Origin of the sequence: Aeromonas sp. S9(2024), assembly GCF_041403185.1 — a bacterium.
In the GTDB taxonomy this organism is placed as follows: Bacteria; Pseudomonadota; Gammaproteobacteria; order Enterobacterales; family Aeromonadaceae; genus Aeromonas; species Aeromonas enteropelogenes.
Genome location: NZ_JBGLRE010000007.1, coordinates 226,464 through 251,505, shown reverse-complemented (window position 1 = coordinate 251,505; position 25,042 = coordinate 226,464). Strand labels below are relative to the sequence as shown.

At 61.5% G+C, this 25,042-nt stretch carries 21 protein-coding genes and 6 tRNA genes; 8 read left to right on the top strand and 19 right to left on the bottom strand.

What is annotated here, in order from left to right; translation table 11 throughout:
• Window positions 1–666, top strand: a complete 666-nt coding sequence (locus tag ACB028_RS13685; RefSeq protein ID WP_042025154.1) for a DedA family protein — start codon at window positions 1–3, stop codon at window positions 664–666.
• Between the two features lie 149 nt (window positions 667–815).
• Window positions 816–1,643, top strand: a complete 828-nt coding sequence (pbpG, locus tag ACB028_RS13680) for a D-alanyl-D-alanine endopeptidase (protein WP_042025153.1) — start codon at window positions 816–818, stop codon at window positions 1,641–1,643.
• A gap of 315 nt (window positions 1,644–1,958) precedes the next feature.
• Here the strand turns inward: pbpG and ACB028_RS13675 are convergent.
• From ACB028_RS13675 to pncC, 12 genes are all read right to left on the bottom strand, one after another.
• Window positions 1,959–2,035, bottom strand: a tRNA-Arg gene (locus ACB028_RS13675).
• Window positions 2,036–2,060: 25 nt separating this feature from the next.
• A tRNA-Arg gene (locus ACB028_RS13670) sits at window positions 2,061–2,137 on the bottom strand.
• Between the two features lie 26 nt (window positions 2,138–2,163).
• Window positions 2,164–2,240, bottom strand: a tRNA-Arg gene (locus ACB028_RS13665).
• Window positions 2,241–2,266: 26 nt separating this feature from the next.
• Window positions 2,267–2,343, bottom strand: a tRNA-Arg gene (locus ACB028_RS13660).
• 95 nt (window positions 2,344–2,438) lie between these two features.
• Window positions 2,439–2,515: transfer RNA gene (locus tag ACB028_RS13655), tRNA-Arg, on the bottom strand.
• A gap of 3 nt (window positions 2,516–2,518) precedes the next feature.
• Window positions 2,519–2,611: transfer RNA gene (locus ACB028_RS13650), tRNA-Ser, on the bottom strand.
• Window positions 2,612–2,824: 213 nt separating this feature from the next.
• Window positions 2,825–3,013, bottom strand: a complete 189-nt coding sequence (gene csrA / locus ACB028_RS13645) for a carbon storage regulator CsrA (protein ID WP_026456466.1) — start codon at window positions 3,011–3,013, stop codon at window positions 2,825–2,827.
• A gap of 103 nt (window positions 3,014–3,116) precedes the next feature.
• Window positions 3,117–4,355 (bottom strand): aspartate kinase, encoded by a 1,239-nt coding sequence (locus ACB028_RS13640; protein ID WP_026456467.1) that lies wholly within the window; start codon window positions 4,353–4,355, stop codon window positions 3,117–3,119.
• 16 nt (window positions 4,356–4,371) lie between these two features.
• A complete protein-coding gene (alaS, locus tag ACB028_RS13635; RefSeq protein ID WP_201941551.1) occupies window positions 4,372–6,996 on the bottom strand; it encodes an alanine--tRNA ligase in 2,625 nt (874 codons plus the stop codon).
• 436 nt (window positions 6,997–7,432) lie between these two features.
• The gene (locus ACB028_RS13630) at window positions 7,433–7,933 is read right to left on the bottom strand and encodes a regulatory protein RecX (protein WP_201941585.1); all 501 of its coding nucleotides are present in this window, start codon (window positions 7,931–7,933) and stop codon (window positions 7,433–7,435) included.
• A gap of 41 nt (window positions 7,934–7,974) precedes the next feature.
• Window positions 7,975–9,039: a recombinase RecA gene (gene recA / locus ACB028_RS13625; protein WP_124240182.1), complete on the bottom strand. Its 1,065-nt coding sequence runs from the start codon at window positions 9,037–9,039 to the stop codon at window positions 7,975–7,977.
• An 80-nt stretch (window positions 9,040–9,119) separates the two neighbouring features.
• On the bottom strand, window positions 9,120–9,611 hold the full coding sequence (gene pncC, locus ACB028_RS13620; RefSeq protein ID WP_371144508.1) for a nicotinamide-nucleotide amidase: 492 nt from the start codon (window positions 9,609–9,611) through the stop codon (window positions 9,120–9,122).
• Between the two features lie 218 nt (window positions 9,612–9,829).
• On the opposite strand from pncC, the gene mutS reads away from it, so the two are divergent.
• Window positions 9,830–12,412, top strand: coding sequence for a DNA mismatch repair protein MutS (mutS, locus tag ACB028_RS13615; protein WP_201941549.1), 2,583 nt, complete (start codon window positions 9,830–9,832; stop codon window positions 12,410–12,412).
• A 66-nt stretch (window positions 12,413–12,478) separates the two neighbouring features.
• Here the strand turns inward: mutS and ACB028_RS13610 are convergent, their stop codons facing one another.
• The 3 genes from ACB028_RS13610 to ACB028_RS13600 form a co-directional block, all read right to left on the bottom strand.
• Window positions 12,479–13,378 (bottom strand): hypothetical protein, encoded by a 900-nt coding sequence (locus tag ACB028_RS13610; RefSeq protein WP_371144507.1) that lies wholly within the window; start codon window positions 13,376–13,378, stop codon window positions 12,479–12,481.
• A gap of 66 nt (window positions 13,379–13,444) precedes the next feature.
• On the bottom strand, window positions 13,445–14,134 hold the full coding sequence (locus tag ACB028_RS13605) for an LrgB family protein (protein ID WP_371144506.1): 690 nt from the start codon (window positions 14,132–14,134) through the stop codon (window positions 13,445–13,447).
• On the bottom strand, window positions 14,127–14,528 hold the full coding sequence (locus tag ACB028_RS13600) for a CidA/LrgA family protein (protein WP_042070731.1): 402 nt from the start codon (window positions 14,526–14,528) through the stop codon (window positions 14,127–14,129). The genes ACB028_RS13605 and ACB028_RS13600 overlap by 8 nt, the downstream gene beginning before the upstream one ends.
• Before the next feature lie 139 nt (window positions 14,529–14,667).
• Here ACB028_RS13600 and ACB028_RS13595 point away from each other — a divergent pair, with 139 nt between their 5' ends.
• Window positions 14,668–15,552 (top strand): LysR family transcriptional regulator, encoded by an 885-nt coding sequence (locus ACB028_RS13595; protein ID WP_042070733.1) that lies wholly within the window; start codon window positions 14,668–14,670, stop codon window positions 15,550–15,552.
• Here the strand turns inward: ACB028_RS13595 and ACB028_RS13590 are convergent.
• Both ACB028_RS13590 and ybaK read right to left on the bottom strand, forming a co-directional pair.
• Window positions 15,546–16,430, bottom strand: a complete 885-nt coding sequence (locus ACB028_RS13590) for a hypothetical protein (protein WP_371144519.1) — start codon at window positions 16,428–16,430, stop codon at window positions 15,546–15,548. The genes ACB028_RS13595 and ACB028_RS13590 overlap by 7 nt on opposite strands.
• 147 nt (window positions 16,431–16,577) lie before the next feature.
• Window positions 16,578–17,045 carry a Cys-tRNA(Pro) deacylase gene (ybaK, locus tag ACB028_RS13585; RefSeq protein WP_124240189.1) on the bottom strand — a complete coding sequence of 156 codons (468 nt, stop codon included), beginning with the start codon at window positions 17,043–17,045 and terminating at the stop codon, window positions 16,578–16,580.
• 201 nt (window positions 17,046–17,246) lie between these two features.
• Between ybaK and ACB028_RS13580 the strand changes: the two genes are divergently transcribed.
• Window positions 17,247–17,849: a histidine phosphatase family protein gene (locus tag ACB028_RS13580; RefSeq protein ID WP_216993598.1), complete on the top strand. Its 603-nt coding sequence runs from the start codon at window positions 17,247–17,249 to the stop codon at window positions 17,847–17,849.
• 101 nt (window positions 17,850–17,950) lie between these two features.
• Here ACB028_RS13580 and ppc read toward each other — a convergent pair whose 3' ends face one another.
• Together ppc and argE are read right to left on the bottom strand one after the other, a co-directional pair.
• On the bottom strand, window positions 17,951–20,584 hold the full coding sequence (gene ppc, locus ACB028_RS13575; protein ID WP_201980393.1) for a phosphoenolpyruvate carboxylase: 2,634 nt from the start codon (window positions 20,582–20,584) through the stop codon (window positions 17,951–17,953).
• 232 nt (window positions 20,585–20,816) lie between these two features.
• Entirely contained in the window at window positions 20,817–21,962 is a 1,146-nt protein-coding gene (gene argE, locus ACB028_RS13570) for an acetylornithine deacetylase (protein ID WP_371144505.1), read from the bottom strand.
• A gap of 275 nt (window positions 21,963–22,237) precedes the next feature.
• Here argE and argC point away from each other — a divergent pair, with 275 nt between their 5' ends.
• The 3 genes from argC to ACB028_RS13555 are packed head-to-tail and all read left to right on the top strand — an operon-like array spanning window position 22,238 to window position 24,995.
• A complete protein-coding gene (gene argC / locus ACB028_RS13565; RefSeq protein ID WP_371144504.1) occupies window positions 22,238–23,245 on the top strand; it encodes an N-acetyl-gamma-glutamyl-phosphate reductase in 1,008 nt (335 codons plus the stop codon).
• A 23-nt stretch (window positions 23,246–23,268) separates the two neighbouring features.
• The gene (gene argB / locus ACB028_RS13560) at window positions 23,269–24,048 is read left to right on the top strand and encodes an acetylglutamate kinase (RefSeq protein WP_201941534.1); all 780 of its coding nucleotides are present in this window, start codon (window positions 23,269–23,271) and stop codon (window positions 24,046–24,048) included.
• A 23-nt stretch (window positions 24,049–24,071) separates the two neighbouring features.
• Window positions 24,072–24,995, top strand: a complete 924-nt coding sequence (locus ACB028_RS13555; protein WP_201941532.1) for an ornithine carbamoyltransferase — start codon at window positions 24,072–24,074, stop codon at window positions 24,993–24,995.
• Window positions 24,996–25,042: the final 47 nt, after the last annotated feature.

Genomic DNA, 25,042 nt, shown 5'->3' with positions numbered 1-25,042 from the left:
ATGGAGCGGTTTTACCAACTGGCCCACGCCTTTATGCATCAGGATCTGGTGACCCTGTCTGATCCCCAAATGGCCTTCATGGTCTGTGCCGTCTTATTGACCTTTCTGGTGCTCGAGAATGGCTTTATCCCTACCGCTTTTCTGCCCGGCGATAGCCTGCTGATCCTGACCGGCGTGCTCATCTATCAGGATGTGCTGTCACTGGCGGTGATCCCGCTGCTGATCATGGCCACCTTCGTCGGCACCTGGCTTGGCTACATGCAGGGGCGCTTTCTCGGCCACACCCAGATGTATCATCGCCTGATGTCTCACGTGGAGGATCGCCACAAGGAGAAGGTCTACTACCTGCTCGACAAGTACGGCATCCTGACCCTGATCACCGCCCGCTACATCGCTTTCGTGCGCACCGCCTATCCCTATATCGTTGGCGCCACCGAGCTGCCGCAGGGACGCTTTCTCGTCGTCAATTTCATCAGCTCCATCATGTGGATCTGCCCGCTGGTGGGATTCGGCTACTACCTGAGTCACACCAAGCTGGCAGCCGAATACCAGTCCCAATTTCTCAGCATCATCCTCTACCTGCCGATCGTGCTGCTGGTCAGCGGCATCATCGCCCTGCTCTGGCGCTGGCTCAGCAAACGCAAGGCTGCAAAATCCCGGGATTGACACCCACCTCAAAAAAGCCCTCGAAAGAGGGCTTTTTTGAGGCTCGCATTTGCGCAAATTGTAGAAATAGTCTGTAGAGCCCCTTGTCAATGCAGGGTAAAAATGCGTGAATCTACCGCCTTTTTTTCCATGTGAACGGAGTCGGTAGTATGCGGTGTCGGGTTCGCGCAGTTGCGCTGGTTTTCGGATTGATAGGGATGCTGGGATTGCCTGCGGTCAGCGCCGCCCCCAACCCCGCCAAATTGGACATTCGTTCGAGCAGTGCCCTGGTCGTTGACGTCAACACGGGCAAGACTCTCTACCAGAAGAATGCCACCAAGGTGCGTCCCATCGCCTCCATCACCAAACTGATGACGGCGCTGGTGGTACTGGATGCCAGACAGGATCTGGCTCAGACCCTGACCATCGACAAGGAAGATCTGGATCGGGTGAAGCACACACACTCCCGCATTCGCATGGGTACCAAGGTGACCCGTCGTGACGCACTGCACCTGGCCCTGATGTCCTCCGAGAACCGGATGGCCTCGGCCCTGGCCCGTCACTACCCGGGCGGCCGCAGCGCCTTTATCCGGGCCATGAACAACAAAGCCCGACAGCTGGGCATGCGCCAGACCCATTTCTACGACGCCACCGGTCTCTCCACCCGCAACGTCTCCACCGCCCAGGATCTGGGCAAGCTGGTCGCCGCAGCCTATCGCCAGCCGCTGATCCGCCAGTTTACCCAGGATGAGCACAGGGAGATGCGCTTCCAGGCCCCCTCCTACAGCCTGATGTTCAACAACACCAACCCGCTGGTAAAAAATCCGGACTGGGACGTACGTCTCTCCAAGACCGGCTTTACCGACGAGGCTGGCCGCTGCCTGGTGATGCGTGCCAAACCGGACAGCCGGGAGCTCGCCATCGTGTTGCTCAACTCGGTAGGCAAGCTCACCCCGGTCGGCGATGCCAACCGCATTCGCAAATGGCTGAGAAGCTAAAGACGAGCGACGTGAAAAAGGATGCTGCGGCATCCTTTTTTATTGCCCGTGATCCCACAGCCCATGACAGGCCTCCAGCACCCGCCAGAGCAAAAAGGAGATAGATGACAGCCAGGAGCCCCCTCTCTGGCGGAGAAATGCGCGTCAGGGTGTTGGTAGCGGCCATGCAGGGGATCTGGCAGAGGCGTCAGCAACGAGCCGGTCAGAGGAAAGAAGAAGCGAATGAAAAGAGGGTGGCAACCAGGTGTTGGGTATTTCCAAGACCGGATCCAGCCCATAAAAAGACAGCCCCGACCTGAGTCGAGGCTGTCTGTATGGTGCGCCCGAGAGGATTCGAACCTCTGACCACCTGGTTCGTAGCCAGGTACTCTATCCAGCTGAGCTACGGGCGCTCATAAACTTTGTACTGCTTGAAAATGGTGCGCCCGAGAGGATTCGAACCTCTGACCACCTGGTTCGTAGCCAGGTACTCTATCCAGCTGAGCTACGGGCGCTCATAAATTTTTGTACTGCTTGAAAATGGTGCGCCCGAGAGGATTCGAACCTCTGACCACCTGGTTCGTAGCCAGGTACTCTATCCAGCTGAGCTACGGGCGCTCATAAATCTTTGTATTGCTTTAAAATGGTGCGCCCGAGAGGATTCGAACCTCTGACCACCTGGTTCGTAGCCAGGTACTCTATCCAGCTGAGCTACGGGCGCCCTGTTTTAAAACGATAAAAAAAGCTTACTCAACAGTAAGCCTTCTTCTAGTGCCGACTTGCTGATGGTCAACACATGACTCCGAGAGTCTAATATGGTGCGCCCGAGAGGATTCGAACCTCTGACCACCTGGTTCGTAGCCAGGTACTCTATCCAGCTGAGCTACGGGCGCAAATGGCGGAGAAGGGGGGATTCGAACCCCCGATGCGGGTATAAGCCGCATACTCCCTTAGCAGGGGAGCGCCTTCAGCCTCTCGGCCACCTCTCCGTTTGCGGGGCTGATAATACTTCACAGGGATTTTTAGTCAAACACTTTTTTGGAGAAAAAAGAGCGTTCGCTCAGCATTTGGTCAAAGCGTGGAATATTCAAGCAATATCGACACTTATCCCGTTGTTTTACGCCGTGCAGCCGATTTCACAGGCCATAAAAAAACAAAAGGCGACACATGAGGTGTCGCCTTGTCACTGCCTGGAATCCGGCTTAGAAGTTCGGCTGGCCCGGAACCTTCTCAGCCTGGATACGCTGATAAATCTCTTCGCGGTGCACGGAAACTTCTTTCGGTGCGTTCACGCCGATACGAACCTGGTTGCCTTTAACGCCCAGTACGGTGACAGTCACTTCGTCACCAATCATCAGGGTTTCCCCTACACGACGAGTCAAAATAAGCATTCGCTTGCTCCTGTATCCTGTTTTGTTTTTATATCGATATGCGACATTATCTAACAAAGATACCGATATGGTAAATGGTTGAAACTAAATCAATCAGAGATTGTTAGCCCAGGGGCTGCTCTTGGGGCGCTTGATCCAACCCGAAAGCGGCGTGCAGGGCTCGCACCGCCAGCTCCAGATACTTCTCGTCAATCACCACAGAGATTTTGATTTCAGAGGTGGAAATCAGTTGCATGTTGATCCCCTCCTCGCCCAATACCTTGAACATGGTGCGGGCAACACCGGGGTGGTTCCACATGCCGACACCGACAATGGAAACCTTGGCGATCTCGCCATTTCCCTGCACACAGGAGGCGCCCAGCTCGCTGGCCGTTTCCTCAAGCAGTGCGCGGGCACGGCGGTAATCATCCCGATTCACCGTAAAGGTGAAGTCGGCGGTGCCGTCACCCAGGGTGTTTTGCACAATCATGTCGACATCAATGTTGGCATCGCTGATCGGATTCAGGATCTGCGCGGCCACGGTCGGTTTGTCAGGCACACCCAGAATGGTCAGGCTGGCCTCGTTGCGGTTAAAAGCGATCCCGGATACCAGGGGAGCTTCCATCCTCTCACCTCCATATGTGATTAAGGTTCCCTCTCCATCGATAAAGCTCGACAGTACCCGCAGCGGAACGCGGTATTTGCCCGCAAACTCCACCGAACGGATCTGCAGCACCTTGGCCCCCAGGCTGGCCATCTCCAGCATCTCCTCGAAGGTGATGGTATCGAGACGACGAGCCTTGGGCTCAATGCGCGGATCCGTGGTGTACACCCCATCAACATCGGTAAAGATCTGGCACTCATCGGCCTCGATGGCCGCCGCCACGGCAACTGCCGTGGTGTCCGAGCCGCCCCGGCCCAGGGTAGTGATGGCGTTGTGCTCATCACGGCCCTGAAAACCGGCGATCACCACTACCTTGCCCGCAGCCAGTTCTGCCTGAACCAGCTCGGTATCGATATGGGTGATGCGCGCCTTGCCATAGGCGGAATCGGTGTGAATGCGTACCTGATCACCGGTCATTGAGACCGCAGGACAACCGCGTTTGTTCAACGCGATCGCCAACAGCGCTATGGTGACCTGCTCACCGGTGGAGACGAGCACATCCATCTCGCGCCGGTTGGCATCAGGATCCAGTTGCTGGGCCATGCCCAGCAACCGGTTGGTTTCGCCCGACATGGCGGAGACAACCACCACCACATCGTGTCCCTGGGCGCGGGTCTGCTGAACCCGCTCAGCGACCGCCTCGATCCGCTCCAGCGTGCCGACCGAGGTGCCGCCGTACTTCTGTACATAGAGTGCCACAGATCACCTCGCCCTATTACAGGCGCTCTTCCAGCCAGGAGTGAACGGATTGCAGCGCTGCCGGTACGGCCTCTGGCTGGGTACCACCCGCCTGAGCCATGTCCGGACGACCACCGCCCTTGCCGCCCACCTGCTGGGCTACCAGATTGACCAGTTCACCGGCCTTGACCTTGCCGGTCAGGTCGTTGGTGACACCGGCGATCAGGTTGACCTTGTCATCGCTGCTGGTTGCCAGCAGTACGACACCGGATTTCATCTGGTTCTTCAGCTCGTCCAGCATGCCGCGCAGGGACTTGGGATCGGCCCCTTCCAGCGCTGCAACCAGCACCTTCTGCCCCTTGATCTCGATAACCTGGCTCAGCAAATCGTTTCCGGCCTGGGCAGCCAGCTTGGCCTTGAGCTGCTCCAGCTCACGCTCCATCATCTTGGCCTTGTCCAGCACCTGACGCACCTTGTCCGCCAGGGAGAACTGGTCACCCTTGATGAGGGCCGCAGTCTCTTCGATCTGCTCACCCAGCTGGTGCATGTAATCGATGGCGGCCTTGCCGGTCACCGCTTCGATACGACGCACACCGGCGGCGATACCGCTCTCGGCGATGATCTTGAAGAAGCCGATATCACCGGTACGCTTGGCGTGGGTACCGCCGCACAGCTCGGTGGAGTAGTCGCCCATGCGCACTACGCGTACGTCGTCTTCATACTTCTCGCCGAACAGCGCCATAGCGCCGGCCGCCTTGGCGGCTTCCAGACCCATGACCTGGGTGCTGACTTCATGGTTGGCCCGGATCTGGGCGTTGACCAGCTCTTCGATCCGGCGAATGGTCGCCATGGTCAAGCCTTCGAAGTGGGAGAAGTCGAAACGCATGCGCTCGGCGCCCACCAGGGAGCCCTTCTGGGTCACGTGGTCACCGAGTGCCTGACGCAGGGCAGCGTGCAGCAGGTGAGTCACGGAGTGGTTCAGAGCCACGGCCTGACGACGTTCGCCATCCACCACGGCTTCCACCTCGGCGCCCTTCTCCAGGGTGCCCAGCTCCATGTAGCCCTTGTGGATGATGGCCTTGCCTGCCTTCATGGTGTCAGTCACGGCGAAGATGCCGTCGTCCACCTTGAGGGTACCGGTGTCGCCGATCTGGCCACCGGACTCGGCGTAGAAGGGAGTCTGCTCCAGCACGATGACGGCTTCGTCACCGGCGATCAGCGCATTCACCTCTTCGGTGCCCTTGTAGATGCCGATCACGCGAGTCTGCTCGCTCAGAGTCTTGTAACCGGTGAACGGGGTCTCGAAGTCGAGCTTGAGCATCTCGTTGTAGTTCACACCGAAGCTGGAGGCCTCTTTGGCACGGGCACGCTGCTTCTCCATCTCGGCGTTGAAGCCTTCCTCATCGATGCCTATCTCGCGCTCGCGCACCACGTCGGCAGTCAGGTCGGCCGGGAAGCCGTAGGTGTCATACAGCTTGAACACCACCTCGCCCGGAATGACCTTGGCATCACCCAGATTGGCCAGGGCATCTTCCAGCAGCAGCAGACCGCGATCCAGGGTGCGGACGAACTGTTCTTCTTCGATGCGCAGCACGCGCTCGACCAGCGGCAGCTGGGCGATCAGCTCTTCGGCCACATCCTTCATCTGCACCGCCAGCTCGGCGGCCAGCTTGTAGAAGAAGACATCGGTGGCGCCCAGCTTGCGACCGTGGCGCACGGCGCGACGGATGATGCGACGCAGCACATAGCCACGACCCTCGTTGGAGGGCATGACACCGTCGGCAACCAGGAAGGCGCAGGAGCGGATGTGGTCGGCGATGACGCGCAGGGACTGGTTGCTGAGATCGGTAGTACCGACGATCTCGGCCGCCTTCTTGATCAGCGCCTGGAAGATGTCGATCTCGTAGTTGGAGTGCACACCCTGCATGATGGCGGAGATACGCTCCAGACCCATGCCGGTATCCACGGACGGACGGGGCAGCGGCTCCATGGTGCCGTCGGCCTGACGGTTGAACTGCATGAACACCACGTTCCAGATCTCGATAAAGCGGTCGCCATCTTCTTCCGGAGAACCGGGACGGCCACCCCAGATGTGATCGCCGTGGTCATAGAAGATCTCGGTGCAGGGACCGCACGGGCCGGTATCGCCCATGGCCCAGAAGTTGTCGGAAGCGTACGGAGCTCCCTTGTTGTCGCCGATGCGCACGATGCGATCGGCCGGCACGCCAACTTCCTTTTCCCAGATGTCGAAAGCTTCATCGTCAGTCGCGTAGACGGTCACCAGCAGGCGCTCTTTCGGCAGTTGTAGCACCTCGGTCAGGAAACCCCAGGCGAACTTGATGGCATCCTGCTTGAAGTAGTCGCCAAAACTGAAGTTGCCCAGCATCTCGAAGAAGGTGTGGTGACGAGCGGTATAGCCGACGTTTTCCAGATCGTTGTGCTTACCACCGGCACGCACGCAACGCTGGGAGGTGGTTGCGCGGTTGTAGGCACGCTTGTCTGCGCCAAGGAAGACATCCTTGAACTGGTTCATACCCGCGTTGGTAAACAACAGGGTCGGGTCGTTATGCGGTACCAGCGAGCTGGAGGAGACAACCTGGTGCCCCTGGGAACGGAAATACTCGAGAAACGCGGTGCGTATCTCAGACGTGGACATATACATGGAAAATCCTGCTTGATTCGAATACGGACTTTTAACCGCATTAATGTAAGTTTTCTGCGGGGTAAAGTAAAACGTACCGGCCCGTCACGGGCGAAAAAGCACGCATAAACGGGTGGGTGAAGAAAAGGGAGGCAAATGCACGCTTTTCCGGCCACGGATCGCGCCAAAAGCAGCGGAAAATAACCGCAGGATGCGACAAAACCGGACCCGCTTCATCATCCGTAGCCAAGCCACTGAACAAACAGGAAAAAGCTGGTGAGCCGCGATCAAGGAGCAAGTCCCGGTGAGTCGTCAGACGAAGGGAAGCTGGCGAGAAGGAGTCGGTTAAAGGGAATTGACAGGTTCAGGGGCCACGCGGCCCTATGGTCAGCGCAGGAGACGAACTGGCAGTTATCGTCACCGACATCTTGTTATCTCGCCAGCCTGCACCGCTTCCCTATTCCTCCCGCTCCTGCAAGGCAGATAGGGCATAACGGGCCTGATCCTGAGTAAAGCCTCGCCCCAGCAGATACTTGAGCCACTTCATGCGCAGCTTGAAATCGGCCAGATCGGCGACTCTGGCGCGCCGCTCCAGCAGATCAAAAGCCAGTTCGAACCAGTCCAGTTCGGGTTGCTCGAAGGCGGCGTCGATCTGGCTGTCGTCCAGCCCCTTGCGTCGCAGGTCGAATCGGATCTTGATGGGCCCGTGCCCCTTGGCGGCACCGGCTCGCACCGCCATGGCGCCATAACGCTCGTCATTGACCCAGTTGTAGCCACGGCAGTAGTCGACCACCGCCTCGATCACCTCTTCCTGATAGCCCTGCTGGCGCAGGCGTCTGGCCAGTTCGGATTCGGCACTCTCGCGGCGGGCGAGACTGCGCATGGCGAAGTTGCGGGCGGCCGCCAGCTGCTCTTCGAAGCTGGGCTGTGCGGGTTCGGTAGTGGATTCATCAACCATAAATGACAAGGCCGGGTATCGACCCGGCCTTCCTTTTGCTCTTATTCGAACTCTTGTTCGCTTTCGACGTCGAACTCGTCTTCTTCCGCGGCGACCGCCTTGTCATCGGCAGGAACGGCGCCGGAGAGCAGCAGCTCGCGCAGCTTGGCCTCCACTTCGGCTGCCATGGCCTTGTTCTCGGCAAACAGCTTCATCACGTTGGCCTTGCCCTGACCGATCTTCTCGCCGTTGTAGCTGTACCAGGCACCGGCTTTGTCGATCAGCTTGTGCTTGACGCCCAGATCCACCAGCTCGCCCTCTTTGGAGATGCCTGCGCCGTAGAAAATCTGGAATTCGGCCTGCTTGAAGGGCGGGGCCACCTTGTTCTTGACCACCTTGACGCGGGTCTCGTTGCCGACCACTTCATCCCCTTCCTTGATGGCGCCGGTACGACGAATATCCAGACGCACGGAGGCATAGAACTTCAGTGCGTTACCACCGGTAGTTGTCTCCGGGCTGCCGAACATGACGCCGATCTTCATCCGGATCTGGTTGATGAAGATGCACAGGCAGTTGGCGTTCTTGATGTTGGCGGTCAGCTTGCGCAGCGCCTGGGACATCAGACGAGCCTGCAGGCCGACGTGGGAGTCACCCATCTCGCCCTCGATTTCCGCTTTCGGAGTCAGAGCGGCTACGGAGTCGACGATGATGACGTCAACGGCGTTGGAGCGCACCAGCATGTCGCAGATCTCGAGCGCCTGTTCGCCGGTATCCGGCTGGGAGATCAGCAGGTCATCGACGTTGACCCCCAGCTTGGCGGCATAGATGGGATCCAGCGCGTGCTCCGCATCGACGAAGGCACAGGTCTTGCCCTTCTTCTGGGCTTCCGCGATCACCTGCAGGGTGAGGGTGGTTTTACCGGAAGATTCCGGACCGTAGATCTCGACGATACGACCGCATGGCAGACCGCCGATGCCCAGCGCCACGTCCAGGGAGAGAGAACCGGTAGAAATGGCTTCGATGTCCATGGTCTTGCTGTCGCCCAGACGCATGATGGAGCCTTTGCCAAACTGCTTTTCGATCTGACCCAGCGCAGCCGCCAGTGCCTTCTGTTTGTTCTGATCCATGCCAATCTCCGCTGGAAATCGTGAGTAAGAAGTGAAGTTGGGCTAAGTATACTGTTTATTCATACAGTATCAAGCCCAATTTATCTGAGCAGGGCCAACAGACCCGACAAGGCCTGTCTCACCGCCTGCTGGCGCACCTGCCGGCGGTCGCCGTCGAAGCGGGCAAGCAGGGAGTGATGACGTCCCGAGCTATCCGCCCAGGCAAACCAGACGGTACCGACCGGCTTGCCTTCGGTAGCGCCGCCGGGGCCGGCGATGCCGCTGATGGCCACACTGATGGAGGCAGACGAGTGGGCCAGGGCGCCGCGAGCCATCTCCAGCACCACTGCCTCGCTCACGGCGCCATGCCGCTCAAGGCTCTCGTCGCTCACCCCCAGCATCTGCTGCTTGGCCTCGTTGGTGTAGGTGACGAAGCCACGATCGAACCAGCCTGAGCTGCCCGCGATGTCGGTGATAGCCGTGGCCACTCCGCCGCCGGTACAGGATTCGGCGGTGGCCGCCAGCCAGCCGCGCTGGCCAAGGGCTCGCCCCAGCTCGATGGCGAGGTGCTCTATCTCTGCGTCCAGTTTCATCGCGACTCCCTCTCTGATGCGTGCAAGAGGCACATTATGCGATCCCGCCGCCGCCTGCCGCAACTGAACGCCACTCACAAGGCTGATGCCTCTGCCTACACGGAGGGTCGTGATCCCCGACCTCCCCCGCCACGCCGCTTATGTGTAGAATGGCGCCATCAAGCTCAAGGCTCATCACCGCAGACACAGGCCCGCAGAGGCCCCTTCTGGAATAGCACATGACCGCACAACACCAAGCCACCGGCGCCGCGCCAGGCGCCAACCTCAGCGCCCACACGCCCATGATGCAGCAGTATCTGACCCTCAAGGCCGAGAACCCGGAGATCCTGCTGTTCTACCGGATGGGCGACTTCTACGAGCTGTTCTATGACGATGCCCGCAAGGCCTCCCAACTGCTCGACATCTCCCTGACCAAGCGTGGCCAGTCGGCCGGCAGCCCCATTCCGATGGCAGGGGTGCCCTATCATGCCATCGAAGGGTATCTCGCCAAGCTGGTGCAACTCGGCGAATCGGCCGCCATCTGTGAACAGGTGGGGGATCCCGCCACCAGCAAGGGACCGGTGGAGCGCAAGGTCATTCGCATCATCACCCCAGGTACCGTCTCCGATGAGGCGCTGCTCAGCGAGCGGCAGGACAACCTGATCGCCGCCGTCTATCACGATGGCCGCCGCTTTGGCTACGGCACCATGGACATAGGCTCGGGCCGTTTCTTCATCAACCAGTTCGAGAAGGAAGAGACGCTGCTGGCCGAGCTGCAGCGCACCAATCCGGCCGAGCTGCTCTACCCGGAATCCTTCGCCTACCTGCACCACATCGAGGGTCGCCGCGGCCTGCGCCGCCGCCCGGAGTGGGAATTCGAGCTCGGCACCGCCCGCAAGCTCTTGTGCCAGCAGTTCGGTACCCAGGATCTGGTAGGCTTCGGGGTCGAGCAGAGCGAGACCGCCCTGTGCGCCGCCGGTTGCCTGATGCAGTACGTCAAGGACACCCAGCGTACCGCCCTGCCCCACATTCGCAGCGTGCGCCTCGAGCAGCCTGATCACGCGGTCATCATGGATGCCGCCACCCGCCGCAACCTGGAGCTGACCCAGAACCTGGCCGGCGGCCACGACAACACTCTCTCCGCCGTACTGGACTGCACCGCCACTCCTATGGGAAGCCGGCTGCTCAAACGCTGGATCCACCAGCCGATCCGCGACCGGGTGATCCTCAAAGGCCGTCAGAGCACCATCAAGGAGCTCATCGAGCAGAACCTCTATGACGAGCTGGGTGGCTTGTTGCGTCAGGTCGGCGACGTGGAGCGGGTGCTGGCGCGCCTGGCCCTGCGCTCGGCCCGTCCGCGCGACCTCACCCGACTGCGGCAGGCCTTCGCCCAACTGCCGGAACTGCAGCGCCTGCTGGCGGAGAGTGAGCACGAGGCGGTGCAGCAGCTGCGCGAGCGTGCCAGCACCTTCCCCGAGTTGCATGACCTGCTGGAACGCGCCGTGATGGAGGTGCCACCCGTACTCATTCGCGATGGCGGCGTCATACGCGAAGGGTTCAACCAAGAGCTGGACGAGCTGCGGGATCTGGCCAACGGCGCCACCGCCAGCCTGGCCCGCATCGAGGAGCGCGAGCGGCTGCTGACCGGCATCAACACCCTCAAGGTGGGCTACAACAAGGTGCACGGCTTCTACATCGAGGTGAGCCGCGCCAACAGCCATCTGGTGCCGGCTCACTACATCCGTCGCCAGACGCTGAAAAACAACGAACGCTACATCATCGATGAGCTGAAAAAATACGAGGACAAGGTACTCACCGCCCAGGCTCAGGCGCTGGCGCTGGAGAAACGCCTCTACGAGGAGCTGCTCGATGCCCTGCTGCCGCACCTCTGCGATCTGCAGGAGTCCGCTGCCGCGCTGGCGGAGCTGGACGTGCTGGCCAATCTGGCCGAGCGGGCCGAGACCCTCGACTACCGTTGCCCAACCTTGATCGACGAGGATCAGATCCTGATCGAGGCGGGCCGCCATCCGGTGGTGGAACAGGTGATGACAGACCCCTTTATCGCCAACCCGATCCACCTCGACCGTGATCGCCGCATGCTGATCATCACCGGCCCCAACATGGGCGGTAAGTCCACCTATATGCGCCAGACTGCGCTGATCGTGCTGCTGGCCCATATCGGTGCCTTCGTCCCTGCCGACAGCGCCCGCATCGGCCCCATCGATCGCATCTTCACCCGCATCGGAGCGTCGGACGATCTCGCATCGGGCCGATCCACCTTTATGGTGGAGATGACCGAGACCGCCAACATTCTCAACAACGCCACCGCTCGCAGCCTGGTGCTGATGGACGAGATTGGCCGCGGCACCAGCACCTACGACGGCCTGTCGCTGGCGTGGGCCTGCGCCGAGCAGCTGGCGAGCAAGATCGGCGCCTACACCCTGTTCGCCACCCACTACTTCGAGCTGACCCGGTTGCCGGAACTGATGGAAGGGCTCGCCAACGTCCATCTGGATGCGGTGGAGCACGGCGACACCATCGCCTTTATGCACGCGGTGCAGGAGGGGGCGGCCAGTCGCTCCTACGGCCTGCAGGTAGCTGCCCTGGCCGGGGTACCCAAATCGGTGATACACCAGGCACGCCACAAGCTGGCGGAGCTGGAGAGTGCCACGCCGGTGGCCGCCGGCGAAGCGCGTCCGGCCCCGGTCGTCCTGCCGCCCCAGAGCCACCCAGTGGTGGATGAGCTGGAAGCGGTGCGCCCGGATGAGCTCACCCCGCGCCAGGCACTGGATCTGCTCTATCGCCTCAAGCAGATGCTGTAACCGGCAACGAATGCAAACAGGGGAACCGCGAGGTTCCCCTTTTTCATGACTGGCGGCCAACCCCTGTCAGGGCAAGCCGGGGCCGAACTGCCCCTTGAGCGGATCGTAGTAGTAGGCGCGGTAGTCGAAATCCATCTCCTTGAGCAAGGGATTGGGCAGTTCGAAGTGCAGCCGCTCATCCAGCTTCGCCTGGTCAAGGGAGGGCTTGAAGTGATGCAGCCAGAGCCGCTGCAGCGAGCCATCCTGCCAGGCCAGCCGGATCCCCTCCGAGACGCGCTGAAGCGCCGCCTGATTGGCCTTGTTGGTGTAAAAGAGATGGAGGAAGGGATAGTGCAGTACCAGGTGTCGATCCACGGTGAGCCCCGGCAGATCCCCGTGCTGCTCCTGCTCGATGAAGACTTCATTCACCCCACGGCAAAACAGGTCGATCCGACCGCGAGCGACCAGCCGGAACAGCCGCTCATAGCTGTCGACCTCCTGCACCCGCAAGTCGGCATTGCGCAGAATGGCCACATCCTGCCAGCCGCGCCCCTGACCGTGCACAAACTGCCGCAACTGGGCCTGGGTACTCACGTTCGCCACTGCCTGTGCCTGCTGCGGGCTGACAAAGCAGATGCGGTAACCGAGCAGACCCAGCTCCACCGGGAATCGCACGTAATCGAGGGAGTCATTGATCGCCGCCGGTTGCGGGGAATCGGAGGCGAACAGGTTGGGATAGAGGTTGGCTTTCATAGCTTGGCGCATCCGCACCCGGTTCATCGGTGGTGCCAGCCGCAGCTCGTAATCACCGTGGCTATCGCGGGTCTTCTCCAGCGCCAGTTGCAGCAGGTCGTGAGTATAGAGAGCCCGCATATCCCGTTCACTCTCCGGGCTGATATGGGTAAAGACATCGCCAGCCCGGGTTGGGCTGGCGAGAAACAGGCTGCAGAAGAGCAGACAACAGAGAGCAAGGCGATGGTTGGTCATATGGCTCGTCCCGGGCGCACTGCTTTGAGTGTAGCGCCGCCGGGCGGTCCTGAAAGGTGGCCAGCCCTACCAGAAGAGTCGCCCCAGCAGGGGCGCCAGCAGCACGGTGACCATGCCAGCGATCATCATCACCATGCTGGAGACCACCCCCTCCTCATTGCCCATCTGGTAAGCCCTGGCGGTGCCGGCGCCATGGGCCGAGGCACCAAACCCGGCCCCCTTGCCGAGTCGGCTGCGAATGGCCAGCACGGTGAGCACGCTCTCGCCGACCGCCATGCCGATGACGCCGGTCAGCACCACGAACAGGGCGGTGAGATCGCTCTCGCCACCGATGGCGCGGGTCGCCTCCACCGCAAACGGAGTGGTGATGGAGCGCATCGCCAGGCTGCGCTGCAGCATGTCGGAGAGACCCAGCCAGCGGGCCAGCAAGACGGTGCTGCCCACCGCCATGATGACGGAGGCCACTACCCCCACCGAAAGAGAGAGCCAGTGCCGACGAATGAGCCGGCGATTCTCGTAGACGGGCACCGCAAAGGCCACGGTCGCCGGCCCCAGCAACCAGAGCAGCCAGTGGGATTCGGCCATGTAGTCCCGGTAGGGAATGTGGAACAGCAAGACCACCGCCACCAGCAGGGTGGGCGCCAGCAGCAGGGGCATCAGGGGCAGGATGCGCTTTTTGCCATAGAGCCACTTGCTGGCGTAGTAGAAGATCAGGGTCAGGGCGAAACAGACGAAGCCGAGCACGGTATCAGACATGGCGACGACTCCGGCGGGCCAGTTTCAGCTCGAGGCGATAGACCCGGTCCACCACCAGGGCCGTGGTGCCAAGCACCAGCGTGGTGCTGACCAGCAGCACCACCATGATGCGCCACCCCTCCTGCAGCAACAGCTCCTGATAGTTGACCACCGCCACCACGGCGGGCACGAAGAACAGCAGCATCTCCGCCAACAGCCAGCGGGCACCGGCCTCAAACCACTGTGCCTTGACCACCCCGAGCAGGATGCAGGCCAGCAGCAACAGCATACCGGTAAGGTTGGCGGGGAGCGGAATGTGCAGGGTGCGCACGGCAGTATCGGCCAGCAGCCAGACAAGGGCCAGCAGGGCGATTTGGAAGGGAGTCTGGAACCAGCGAATGCAGAGGGCTTTCATTATCGTCGTCTTTCTGTGAACTGGGTCACAGTATAAAGAGACGGTAAACCTGCAAAAAATGAATTTAAATTATCAAAATCATGCCAAATTGGCATGTTAGGATAACCCGGTCAGACACACGCCAACCAGAGGGAAATCCATGGATATCCGGGCCCTGCGCTACTTCGTCGAACTGGTGCGGGAGCAGAGTTTCACCCGCGCCTCGGAAAAGCTGTTCGTCACCCAGCCCACCATCAGCAAGATGATCCGCAACATGGAGGAGGAGCTGGGCCAGCCCCTGCTCAACCGGGAAGGGCGCCGCTTCACCCTGACCGACAGCGGCCGGGTGCTGTTCAACCGCGCCCAGACCATACTCGCCGAGATGCAGCAGCTGGAAGACGAGCTGGCCGACCTGCAGAGCCTGAAGCACGGCCGCCTCACCCTCGGCATTCCCCCCATGGTGGGCCATGTCTATGCGGATCTGATCCGCGCCTATCGGACCCGTTATCCCGGCGTGGAGCTGAGCCTGGTGGAGTATGGTGGACGCCGCATCGAACAGGCGGTGCTGGAGGGAGAGCTGGATCTGGCCATCACCATGCTGCCGACCAGGGAGGAAGCTGCCCTCAGTACCCTGGATCTGGACTGCTACCCGATCCGGGTGGTGTTGCCGGACTTGCCCCGCTGGCACGGCGATGCTCCGCTTCGGCTCGATGCCCTGCAAGATGAGCCCTTTTTGCTCTACACCCGGGCCTTCACCCTGAGCGAGCGGCTGGAGCAGGCCTGTCAGCAGGCCGGCTTCGAGCCCCAGGTAGCGGCCCGCAGCAGCCAGTGGGACTTTCTCATCGCCATGGTGCGCAGCGGCATGGGGGTGGCCTTCCTGCCCGAGCCAGTCTGCCGCAGGCTGACCCCGGACGGGCTGGTGCTGCGCCCGCTGGCGCCGGAACTGAGCTGGCGGCTCGGGGTGATCTGGCCGAAGGAGCGTTACCTCTCCCGCACCGCAGAGGCCTGGCTGGCGCTCTGCCGTGAGCGCGATCTGCCTCACTGATCGCCGAAACGATCCGTCATCGGGTTGTAGAAGTAGGGGCGGTAATCGAAGCCAATCCCCTTGAGGAAAGGATTATCCAGCCGGATCAGGTGGCGCTGCGGCAACTTGGCAAAGTCGATGGCCGGGCCGAAGCTGCCGCGCCACAGCGCCTGCAGCGAGCCATCCTGCCAGGCCAGTTTCAGCCCCAGCTCGACCCGCTTGATGGCCTCACTGTTTTTCCCGTTGGTATAAAAGACCCGTGGCAGGGGGTAGTAGAGTAACAGGCTGCTATCGACGGCAAGATCGGTCACCCCCTGATGGGTCAGCAACTCGTTGCGAAGCTCGCTCACCCCGCGGCAAAACAGATCGAAACGACCGCGGGACACCATCTTGAACAGCTTCTCGTAACCATCCACCTCCAGCACCTGCAAGCCCGAGCGGCGCAGAATCTCGATATCCAGCCACCCCTTGCCCTGACCGAAAGTAAATGGCTGCAGTCCCTTGAGACTGGTCACCCGGGTGACGGCAGCCTGTTGCTGCGGGCTGACAAAGCAGATCCGGTAGCTGACGATGCCAAGGTGAATGGGGAAACGAACATAGGCCAGCCCCTCTCCCTCGCGGGCACTGCTGTAGCTATCCATCACCATCAGGTTGGGCAGCAGATTGAGATCCATGCTCAGACGTGCTCGCGCCTTGGTCATGGTGGGCGCAGGAACCAGTTCGTAGTCGCCGAAGGTGTCGCGGGTCTTGTCGAGGGCGAGGCGCAGCAGCTCCCTGTCATAGGTGGTGCGGGGGTCCTGCTCGCTCTCCGGGCCTATATAGGTGAAAAGGGTGGCAGCCTGTACCATCACCGGCAGCAGGCAGAGCAGGGAGGCAAACATCAAACGCGGCAACACCATAAACCGGACCTTGGCAAGAGAGACACCCACAAGTGTAGCCACTGGTGTCCCTCTATCGCCGCCCTGCCCCACTCGTCATGGCAACCCGGGCCTCTGTTGGCCTGAGCACACGGCAGACCGCCACCCGGTCCGGGTGAGAAGCCTCGCTTACTGCTCTTCCCCGATGGGAGCGGCAATCCACTTCATCAGGGTCAGCATGTCCTGGGGTGCCACGCCGACCGAAAGGCCGCGCTTGCCGCCGCTCACCAGGATCTCGTCAAACTGCATGGCCGACTCGTCAAGCACGGTGGGCAACAGCTTCTTCTGGGCCAGCGGGCTGATACCACCCACCTTGTAGCCGGTCAGCTTCTCCGCCTCCGCCGGCTTCATCATCTCCACCTTCTTGAGGCCGGTGGCCTTGGCCAGCTGTTTCAGGCTGCACATGCCGGACGAGGGGACGATGGCCACCACCGCCTGCCTGTCGTGGTGGGCGATCAGGGTCTTGAACACCTGGGCCTCCGGCAGGCCGAGCTGGGTCGCGGCATGCTTGCCGAAATCGTCGTGGGCTTCGCACTCGTAGGGGTAGAGCTTGTGGGGGATCTTGAGCTTCTTCAAGAGGTTGATGGCAGGAGTCATGATAAATGCCTTGAGTCAAAACAAGACCAGACAGTCTGCGCCTGCATGGCAGGGGATGCAAGCCGGGGCAGGCTGCCACACCATTGTGCCCCCGGGAGCGGGCCGGCGAATGCGGTCAGTTTTGACTCAAAATCCCGCTTTTGCCATCGCGTCGCGCCTGGGGTAGCTTTTCCCTCCCCAAGAAAACTGCCGGAGGAGTGAATGGCGAGAAGAATCATGGTGCTGAGACACGGCGAGACCCTGTTCAATGCACAGCAGAAGCTGCAAGGACATTGCAACTCGGCATTGACCGGGCGCGGTGAAGCGCAGGCCAGAGGCGTCGGGCAACGTCTGGCACAGCATCTGGCTGGTCGCCCCTACCGGGTCTATGCCAGCGATCTGGGGCGGGCCATGCAGACCGCCGCCATCGTCTGCGGCGAGCTGGACTATCCGGCCGACCAGATAGTACCTGAGCCCAGGGTGCGGGAGTTCTCTCTCGGGGAGTGGGAGCAGCGCACCATTCCTGACTTGCTGGCCGCCCAGCCCGATCTGCTTGAGCGCCGTGACTGGTACTTGCAGGCGCCCGGCTGCGAACCGTGTGACGGAGTGCGGGCCCGCCTGGCCGACTGGCTGGCCGGCTTGCCAGAGGATGAGGACGTGGTGGTGGTGAGCCACGGCCTGACCGGCGTAGTGCTGCGCGGTATGCTGCTCGGGCTCGATGAGGAGGCCACCTGGCAGCAGGATCTGCCACAGGATGCCTTCTTCATCATCGAAGCGGGAAGCATGACCCGGGTTGACTGCACGCCCGTGCTTGAGCCTGCGTAACAGGCTGACTTTATCAGCATCTGAACATGGAAAAGGGCGCCTTGTCGGCGCCCTTTGGCATTATGGGAACTGGCTGAACGCGGCTCGCGTCGCCAGCGTCATCAACCGGTGTTGCGCATCCCTGCGGCGATACCGGCGATGGTGACCATCAGCGCCTTGTCCAGCTCGGGGTGCAGGGTCTCCGGGTGGTTGCGGGAGCGGTTGAGCAGCTCGGCCTGCAGCACGTTGAGCGGGTCGGTATAGGGGTTGCGCAGCTTGATGGACTCCTTGATCCAGGGCTGATCCTCCAGCAGATCCCCGCGCGGGCTCAGTTTCAGCACCACCTCGATGGATTCGGCGAGCTCCTGACGCAGCTGCTGACCAAGGCCCCACAGCTCTTTGGGCACCAGACGGGTGTCATAATACTCGGCGAGCCAGGCATCCGCCTTGAGGAACACCATCTCCAGCATCTCGAGACGGGTGCGGAAGAAGGGCCACTGGGCGCTCATCTCCGCCAGCACCTCGAGCTTGCCGCCATCGATGGCCTGTTGCAGCCCCTTGTGGGCACCGAGCCAGGCCGGCAGCATCAGGCGGTTCTGGGTCCAGGCGAAGATCCACGGAATGGCGCGCAGACTCTCGACGCCGCCGTTGGGCTTGCGCTTGGCCGGGCGGGAACCGAGCGGCAGCTTGCCGAGCTCCATCTCCGGGGTGGCGGCACGGAAGTAGGGCACGAAGTCCGCATGACCACGCACGATACTGCGGTAGTGTTCGCAGGAGTCGGCGGCCAGCTGCTCCATCACCTCGCGCCAGCACTCCTTCGGCTTGGGCGGCGGCAGCAGGTTCCCCTCCAGCACGGCGCTGGTGTAGAGCTCCAGGCTCTTGATGGCCACCTTGGGCAGGCCGAACTTGAAGCGGATCATCTCCCCCTGCTCTGTGGTACGCAGCCCCCCGCGCAGGGATCCCGGCGGCTGGGAGAGGATGGCCTGGTGAGCCGGCGCGCCACCACGGCCGACGGTACCGCCGCGGCCATGGAACAGGGTGAGGCGAATGTTGTTGGCCTCGGCCAGCCCCACCAGAGACTCCATGGCGGCGTACTGGGCCCAGCCCGCGGCCATCATGCCCGCATCCTTGGCAGAGTCGGAGTAGCCGATCATCACGTACTGACGACCCTGGATATAGCCACGATACCAGTCCACCGACAGCAGGCGCGCCATCACGGCGGTGCCCGCCATCAGGTCATCCTGGGTCTCGAACAGCGGGGCGACCGGCATGCGGAACTTGCAGCCGGCTTCTTTGAGCAGCAGCTGCACCGCCAGCACGTCGGAGGGAGCGCCCGCCATGGAGATGATGTAGATACCGAACGCATCCGGGTCGTGGCCGGCGATCACCTGGCAGGTATCCAGGGTCTCGCGGGTCTCGGCACTCGGCTCCCAATCGTGGGGAATGAGCGGGCGGCGGGAGTTGAGCTCGCTCAGCAGGAAGGCCTGCTTGTCATCCTCGCTCCACTCGGCGTAGTCACCCATGCCCAGATAGCGGGTCAGTTCGGAGAAGACCTGGCCGTGGCGCTCGCCATCCTGACGGATGTCCAGCTTGACCAGATGGATGCCGAAGCAGGCGACCTTGCGCAGCACATCCAGCAGCATGCCGTCGGCGATGTTGCCCATGCCGCAGGCGTGCAGGGAGTGGTAGCAGAGCTCCAGCGGCTCGCGCAGCTGGGCGGTAGTTTTGATGAGGTCGCGGCTCTCGCTCACCTGACCCTGCACCTTGGCGGTCAGGTGTTCCTTGGTTTCGCGCAGCGCCTCGCGCAGCTCGCGCACCAGGGCGCGGTAGGGCTCGGGATGATCCCCTACCCGCTCGCGCACGGCCTCGGTGCAGTCGGACATGGAGAGCTCGGAGGTGAGCTCCTTGATGTCCTTGTAGAACAGGCTCACCGCCATCCAGCGGCCCAGCTCCAGCACTTCGGCGGTCACCTTGGCGGTGACGAAGGGGTTGCCGTCGCGGTCACCGCCCATCCAGGAGGTGAACTTGACCGGCGCGGCATCCAGCGGCAGCCGCACACCCAGGTGATGTTGCAGCCGCTCGTCCAGATTGCGCATGAATTCGGGAATGGCCGGCCACAGGCTGTTTTCCACCACGGCAAAGCCCCACTTGGCTTCGTCCACCGGGGTCGGGCGCTGCTCGCGGATCTCGTTGGTGTGCCAGGCCTGATTGATCAGCTGTTCGATGCGATTGAGGATTTTGTCCCGCTCGCGTGGCAGCAAGTCAGAGAGCTCCAGCGCCTCCAGGCAGTCGTTGAGCTGCACATGCTTGTGGATCAGGGTGCGGCGGGTTACCTCGGTGGGGTGCGCAGTCAGCACCAGATCGATATCCAGCTCGCGCACCGCCTGGATGATGGCCTCCTGCGACAAGTTGGAGGCTTTCAGCTTGTCGAACATCAACTCCAGCGGATCCGGGGTGCAGGTCTGCTCTTCGCAGCGACGGGAGATGGTGTGGAACTGTTCTGCCACGTTGGCCAGATTGAGGAACTGGCTGAAGGCGCGGGCCACCGGTAGCAGCTCGTCGTCGGAGAGAGTGCGCAGGGTATCGAGCAGACGTTCCCGATCGGCCTCATTGCCCTTGCGGGAGGACTTGGCCAGCTGGCGAATGGTTTCGATCTTGTCGAGGAAGGCCTGACCCTGATGATCCTTGATGGACTTGCCCAGCAGTTGACCCAGCATGCCTACGTTGGCGCGTAGTGCGGCGTACTTTTCGTTCATTCCACATCCTTATCTTGTTGGTGCCTGACACCCGTCCCGGGGTGCATGACAGCCTCACTTATTGTTGTGCGATTACAACATATGCTCCGTCATCTTAGGGTGACAATCTACCCAGATTGTCTGCGCAAGGTCAAATAACAGGCCGATTCAGAAGATGTATTTCCATCACCTCTCCAGGCGCGGCTTGTTATGTAACTTACTTACAAATGTTCTGCTCTCTGCGCCGTGCCCGTCACAGGCAAAAACGGCGGATCAGGTGCTGTAGCACCGCCGTGGTCGGCTTGACGAAGGAGAGGTCCAGATACTCGTCCGGCTGGTGCGCCTGGGCGATATGACCGGGGCCCAGAACGATGGTTTCACACCCCAGTTGCTGGATGAAGGGGGCCTCGGTGCAGTAGTTCACGGATTCGGCGACCCGGCCGCTCGCCTTCTCGGCTTCGCGCACCAGCTCCGAGTTATCTGCGCAAGCATAGGCGGGGATGGGCTCGTGCAGGTGTTGCAGGTGCAGGCAGCCCGGCTGGTGGATCTCGATGGGAGAGAGCGCCTCTTTCAGCATCCCCATCAACTCATCGGGGCCGACCTGCGGGGTGGGTCGCATGTCGATATGCAGCTCGCAGCAGCCGCAGATACGATTCGGGCTATCGCCCCCCTGGATGTAGCCGAGATTCAGGGTCGGCTGGGGCACCGCAAAGCGATGGTCGGCGTATTTCTCCTTCAGGCTGTGTTGCAGCTTGAGCACCTGGCCCATGGCCTGATGCATGATCTCCAGCGCATTGACGCCATTGGCGGGATCCGAGCTGTGGCCGCTCTTGCCTGTGATGCGGATCGCCTCCGACATATGCCCCTTGTGGGCCACCACGGGCACCAGACCGGTGGGCTCACCGATCACCGCGTAGTCCGGCTTGAGCTCGGCCGCCGCCGCGATGGCGCGCGCCCCCGCCATGGTGGTCTCCTCATCGGCAGTCGCCAGAATGCGCAGTGGCTTGTCGAGAGTCTTGAGGTCTATCTCTTTCAGCGCTTCCACGATAAAGGCAAAGAAGCCCTTCATATCGATGGTACCAAGGCCATAGAGGCGGTTGCCCTCTTCAGTCACCTTGAAGGGATCCTTGCGCCAGCCTCCCTCATCGAATGGCACAGTGTCCGTGTGGCCCGCCAGCAGCAGCCCTCCTTCCCCCTGACCATAAGTCGCCACCAGGTTGAACTTGCTCGGCAGCTCAGGCAGGGCGGTGACCTCGCAGCGAAAACCGAGCTGGGTGAACCAGTCCGCCAGCAGGCGGATCACCGCCTCGTTGCTCTGATCCCACTTGGGATCCGTGCTACTAATGGAGGGAATCGCAATAATGTTCTTGTAGAGAGAAAAAAAATCCAGATTGGCCACCCGCTCCTCCTTGCGTCCCCGAAACGTTTCTGTTAGAAAATACAAATGCAATGTGAATGCATGAATATGCTGCAAGCTTAACAGGATACGCAGCCCACCGACAAAGGCTACTAGTTGTAAGGGAAAGTTAATGTTCTGTCACCTGATCTATAACCGACGACACAACCCCGCCTGAATTGCCCCTCCGCACCAGTTGCACCAAAGGGGCGATTGACCACCCCTTGCCTCGCAGCACCACGCTGTGAAATTCGAACTCTGACTTGGAATACTCAACAATGCTTAACACCGTTATCGTCGGTGCCAGTGGCTACGCGGGAGCCGAACTGGCCGCACTGGTCCAGAACCATCCACAACTCAAGCTGTTCGGGCTCTATGTCTCGGCCGGCAGCCAGGACGCCCACAAGCGTTTCTCCTCCCTGCATCCCCAGTGGGTCGGCAAGCTGGATCAGCCGCTGCTGCCGCTGGACGAGGATGGCATGACCCGGATCCTGACCCAGGCTGACCTGGTGCTGCTGGCCACCGCCCATGAGGTGAGTGCCGAGCTGGCGCCCAAGTTCCTGACCAAGGGGCTGCCGGTGTTCGATCTCTCCGGCGCCTTCCGGGTCAAGGATCAGGATTTCTACGCCTCCTTCTACGGCTTCACCCACGACAGCGAACAGTGGCTGGATCAGGCCGCCTACGGCCTGGCGGAGTGGAATGCACAGGCCATCCAGGCCGCCCAGCTTGTCGCCGTACCCGGTTGCTACCCGACTGCCTCCCTGTGCGCCCTCAAGCCGCTGCAGCAGGCCGGCCTCATCGCCAAGGGGTGGCAGCCCATCATCAATGCGGTCTCCGGGGTCTCCGGGGCCGGTCGCAAGGCGGCCATCAACACCAGCTTCTGCGAGGTGAGCCTCAATCCCTACGGCACCTTCAATCACAGGCACCAGCCGGAGATCAGCCACCACCTCGGCAAGGAGGTGCTGTTCCAGCCCCACCTTGGCAACTATGTGCGCGGCATCCTGGCCACCATCTATGTGCAGCTGGCGGACGGCGTGACTCCGGCCCAGGTGGATCAGGCCTACCTCAAAGCCTACGAAGGCAAGCCGCTGGTGCGCCTCACCGGCCAGATGCCCTCCATCCGCGGGGTGGCGGGTACCCCTTACTGCGATATCGCCTGGCAACAACAGGGCAACATGCTGGTGGTGGTCTGTGCCATCGACAACCTGCTCAAGGGTGCCGCCTCCCAGGCGATGCAGTGCATAAATATCAAATTCGGTTTCGACGCAGGCCAGGGCCTGATTTAAAGACTCAAGGAAGGATCGCAACGATGGACAAACAGACTCTGGTCATCAAGCTGGGCGGCGCCCTGATCGAGAACGACGAGGCGCTGACCGCCCTGTTCGCCACCCTCAAGACATTTCTGGACGAGCAGCACAGACCCCTGGTGCTGGTGCACGGCGGCGGCTGCCTGGTGGACGACCTGCTCAAGGGGCTGGGGCTCACCTCCAGCAAGAAGAACGGCCTGCGGGTGACCCCGTTCGATCAGATCCCCTTTATCGCCGGCGCGCTGGCGGGCACCGCCAACAAGATGATGATGGCCAAGGCCATCGCCACCGGCATCCCGGCGGTGGGGCTCTGCCTCGCCGATGGTGGTCTGTGCCAGGTGACCCAGCTCGACCCGGATCTCGGCGCGGTCGGTGACTGCCAGCCGGGCAACCCGGCGCTGGTGGCCGGCATCCTGGGTCAGGGCTTCCTGCCGGTGGTGAGTTCCATCGGCATCACCGCCGACGGCCAGCTGATGAACGTCAACGCGGATCAGGCGGCCACCGCCATTGCCGAGGCACTCGGCGCCGATCTGGTGATGCTCTCCGACGTGAGCGGCATCCTGGATGGCAAGGGCAAGCTGGTGCCCCAGCTGAACAAGGCTACCGCCCTCGATCTGATGGAGAAGGGCGTCATCGCCGACGGCATGGCGGTCAAGGTGAAGGCGGCCCTGCACGCCGCCGAGACCCTGGGCAAGCCGGTCTGTGTCGCCAGCTGGCGCTACCCGGATCAGCTGCTCAAGCTGCTGGCGGGCGGTGCGGTCGGCACCCAGGTTGCGATTTGAGATCAATGAAAAAGGACACTGCCATGAAACACCTTCTGAAAGACAGCGACCTGAACAAATCGCAAATTGAGGCGCTGATCGCGCTGGGCAAATCGGTCAAGGCCGATCCGAAAAAGTACGGCCAGGCACTGGCGGGCAAGAGCGTGGTCACCCTGTTCGAGAAGCCCTCCCTGCGCACCCGGGTCACCTTCGACATCGGCATCGCCAAGCTGGGCGGCCACAGCGTCTATCTGGACCAACAGAACGGTGCGCTCGGCAAGCGGGAATCGGTGAAGGATTTTGCCGCCAACCTGTCACGCTGGTGTGACGCCATCGTCGCCCGGGTGTTCGACCACCAGACCCTGGTCGAGCTGGCCGAGCATGGCTCTGTGCCGGTGGTGAACAGCCTGTGCAACCTCTACCACCCCTGCCAGGGGCTGGCGGACTTCATGACCATCGCCGAACACTACGACGATCTGTCCAAGGTGAAGCTGGCGTATCTCGGCGATGGCAACAACGTCAGCCACTCCCTGCTGCTGCTGGGGGCGACGCTCGGTACCGACGTCACCCTGATCTGTCCCAAGGGCCACGGCCCGGATACCCAGATATTCCTGCAGGCCCAGGCACTGGCGGCCCAGTCAGGCGCAACCATCCACATCAGCGATGACGTGGCGGATATCGAAGGGTTCGACGTGGCCTACACCGACACCTGGGTGTCGATGGGCGACAGCACCCCGATGGAGCAGGTCACCGATCTCTTCATGCCCTACCAGATCAACCAGGCCCTGCTCGATCGCACCGGCATCCAGCACGTGCTGCACTGCCAGCCGGCACACCGGGAGCTGGAGATCACCTCGCAAGTCATGGATGGTCCGGCCTCCCTCATCATGGATGAGGCGGAAAACCGGATGCATATCCAGAACGCCGTACTGCTGACCCTGCTGGGCGGCCAGGCGTGCGGCAAATAACGGTCCTTAACCCGAATCACAACCCTTTATCGAATCATCACGGAGAG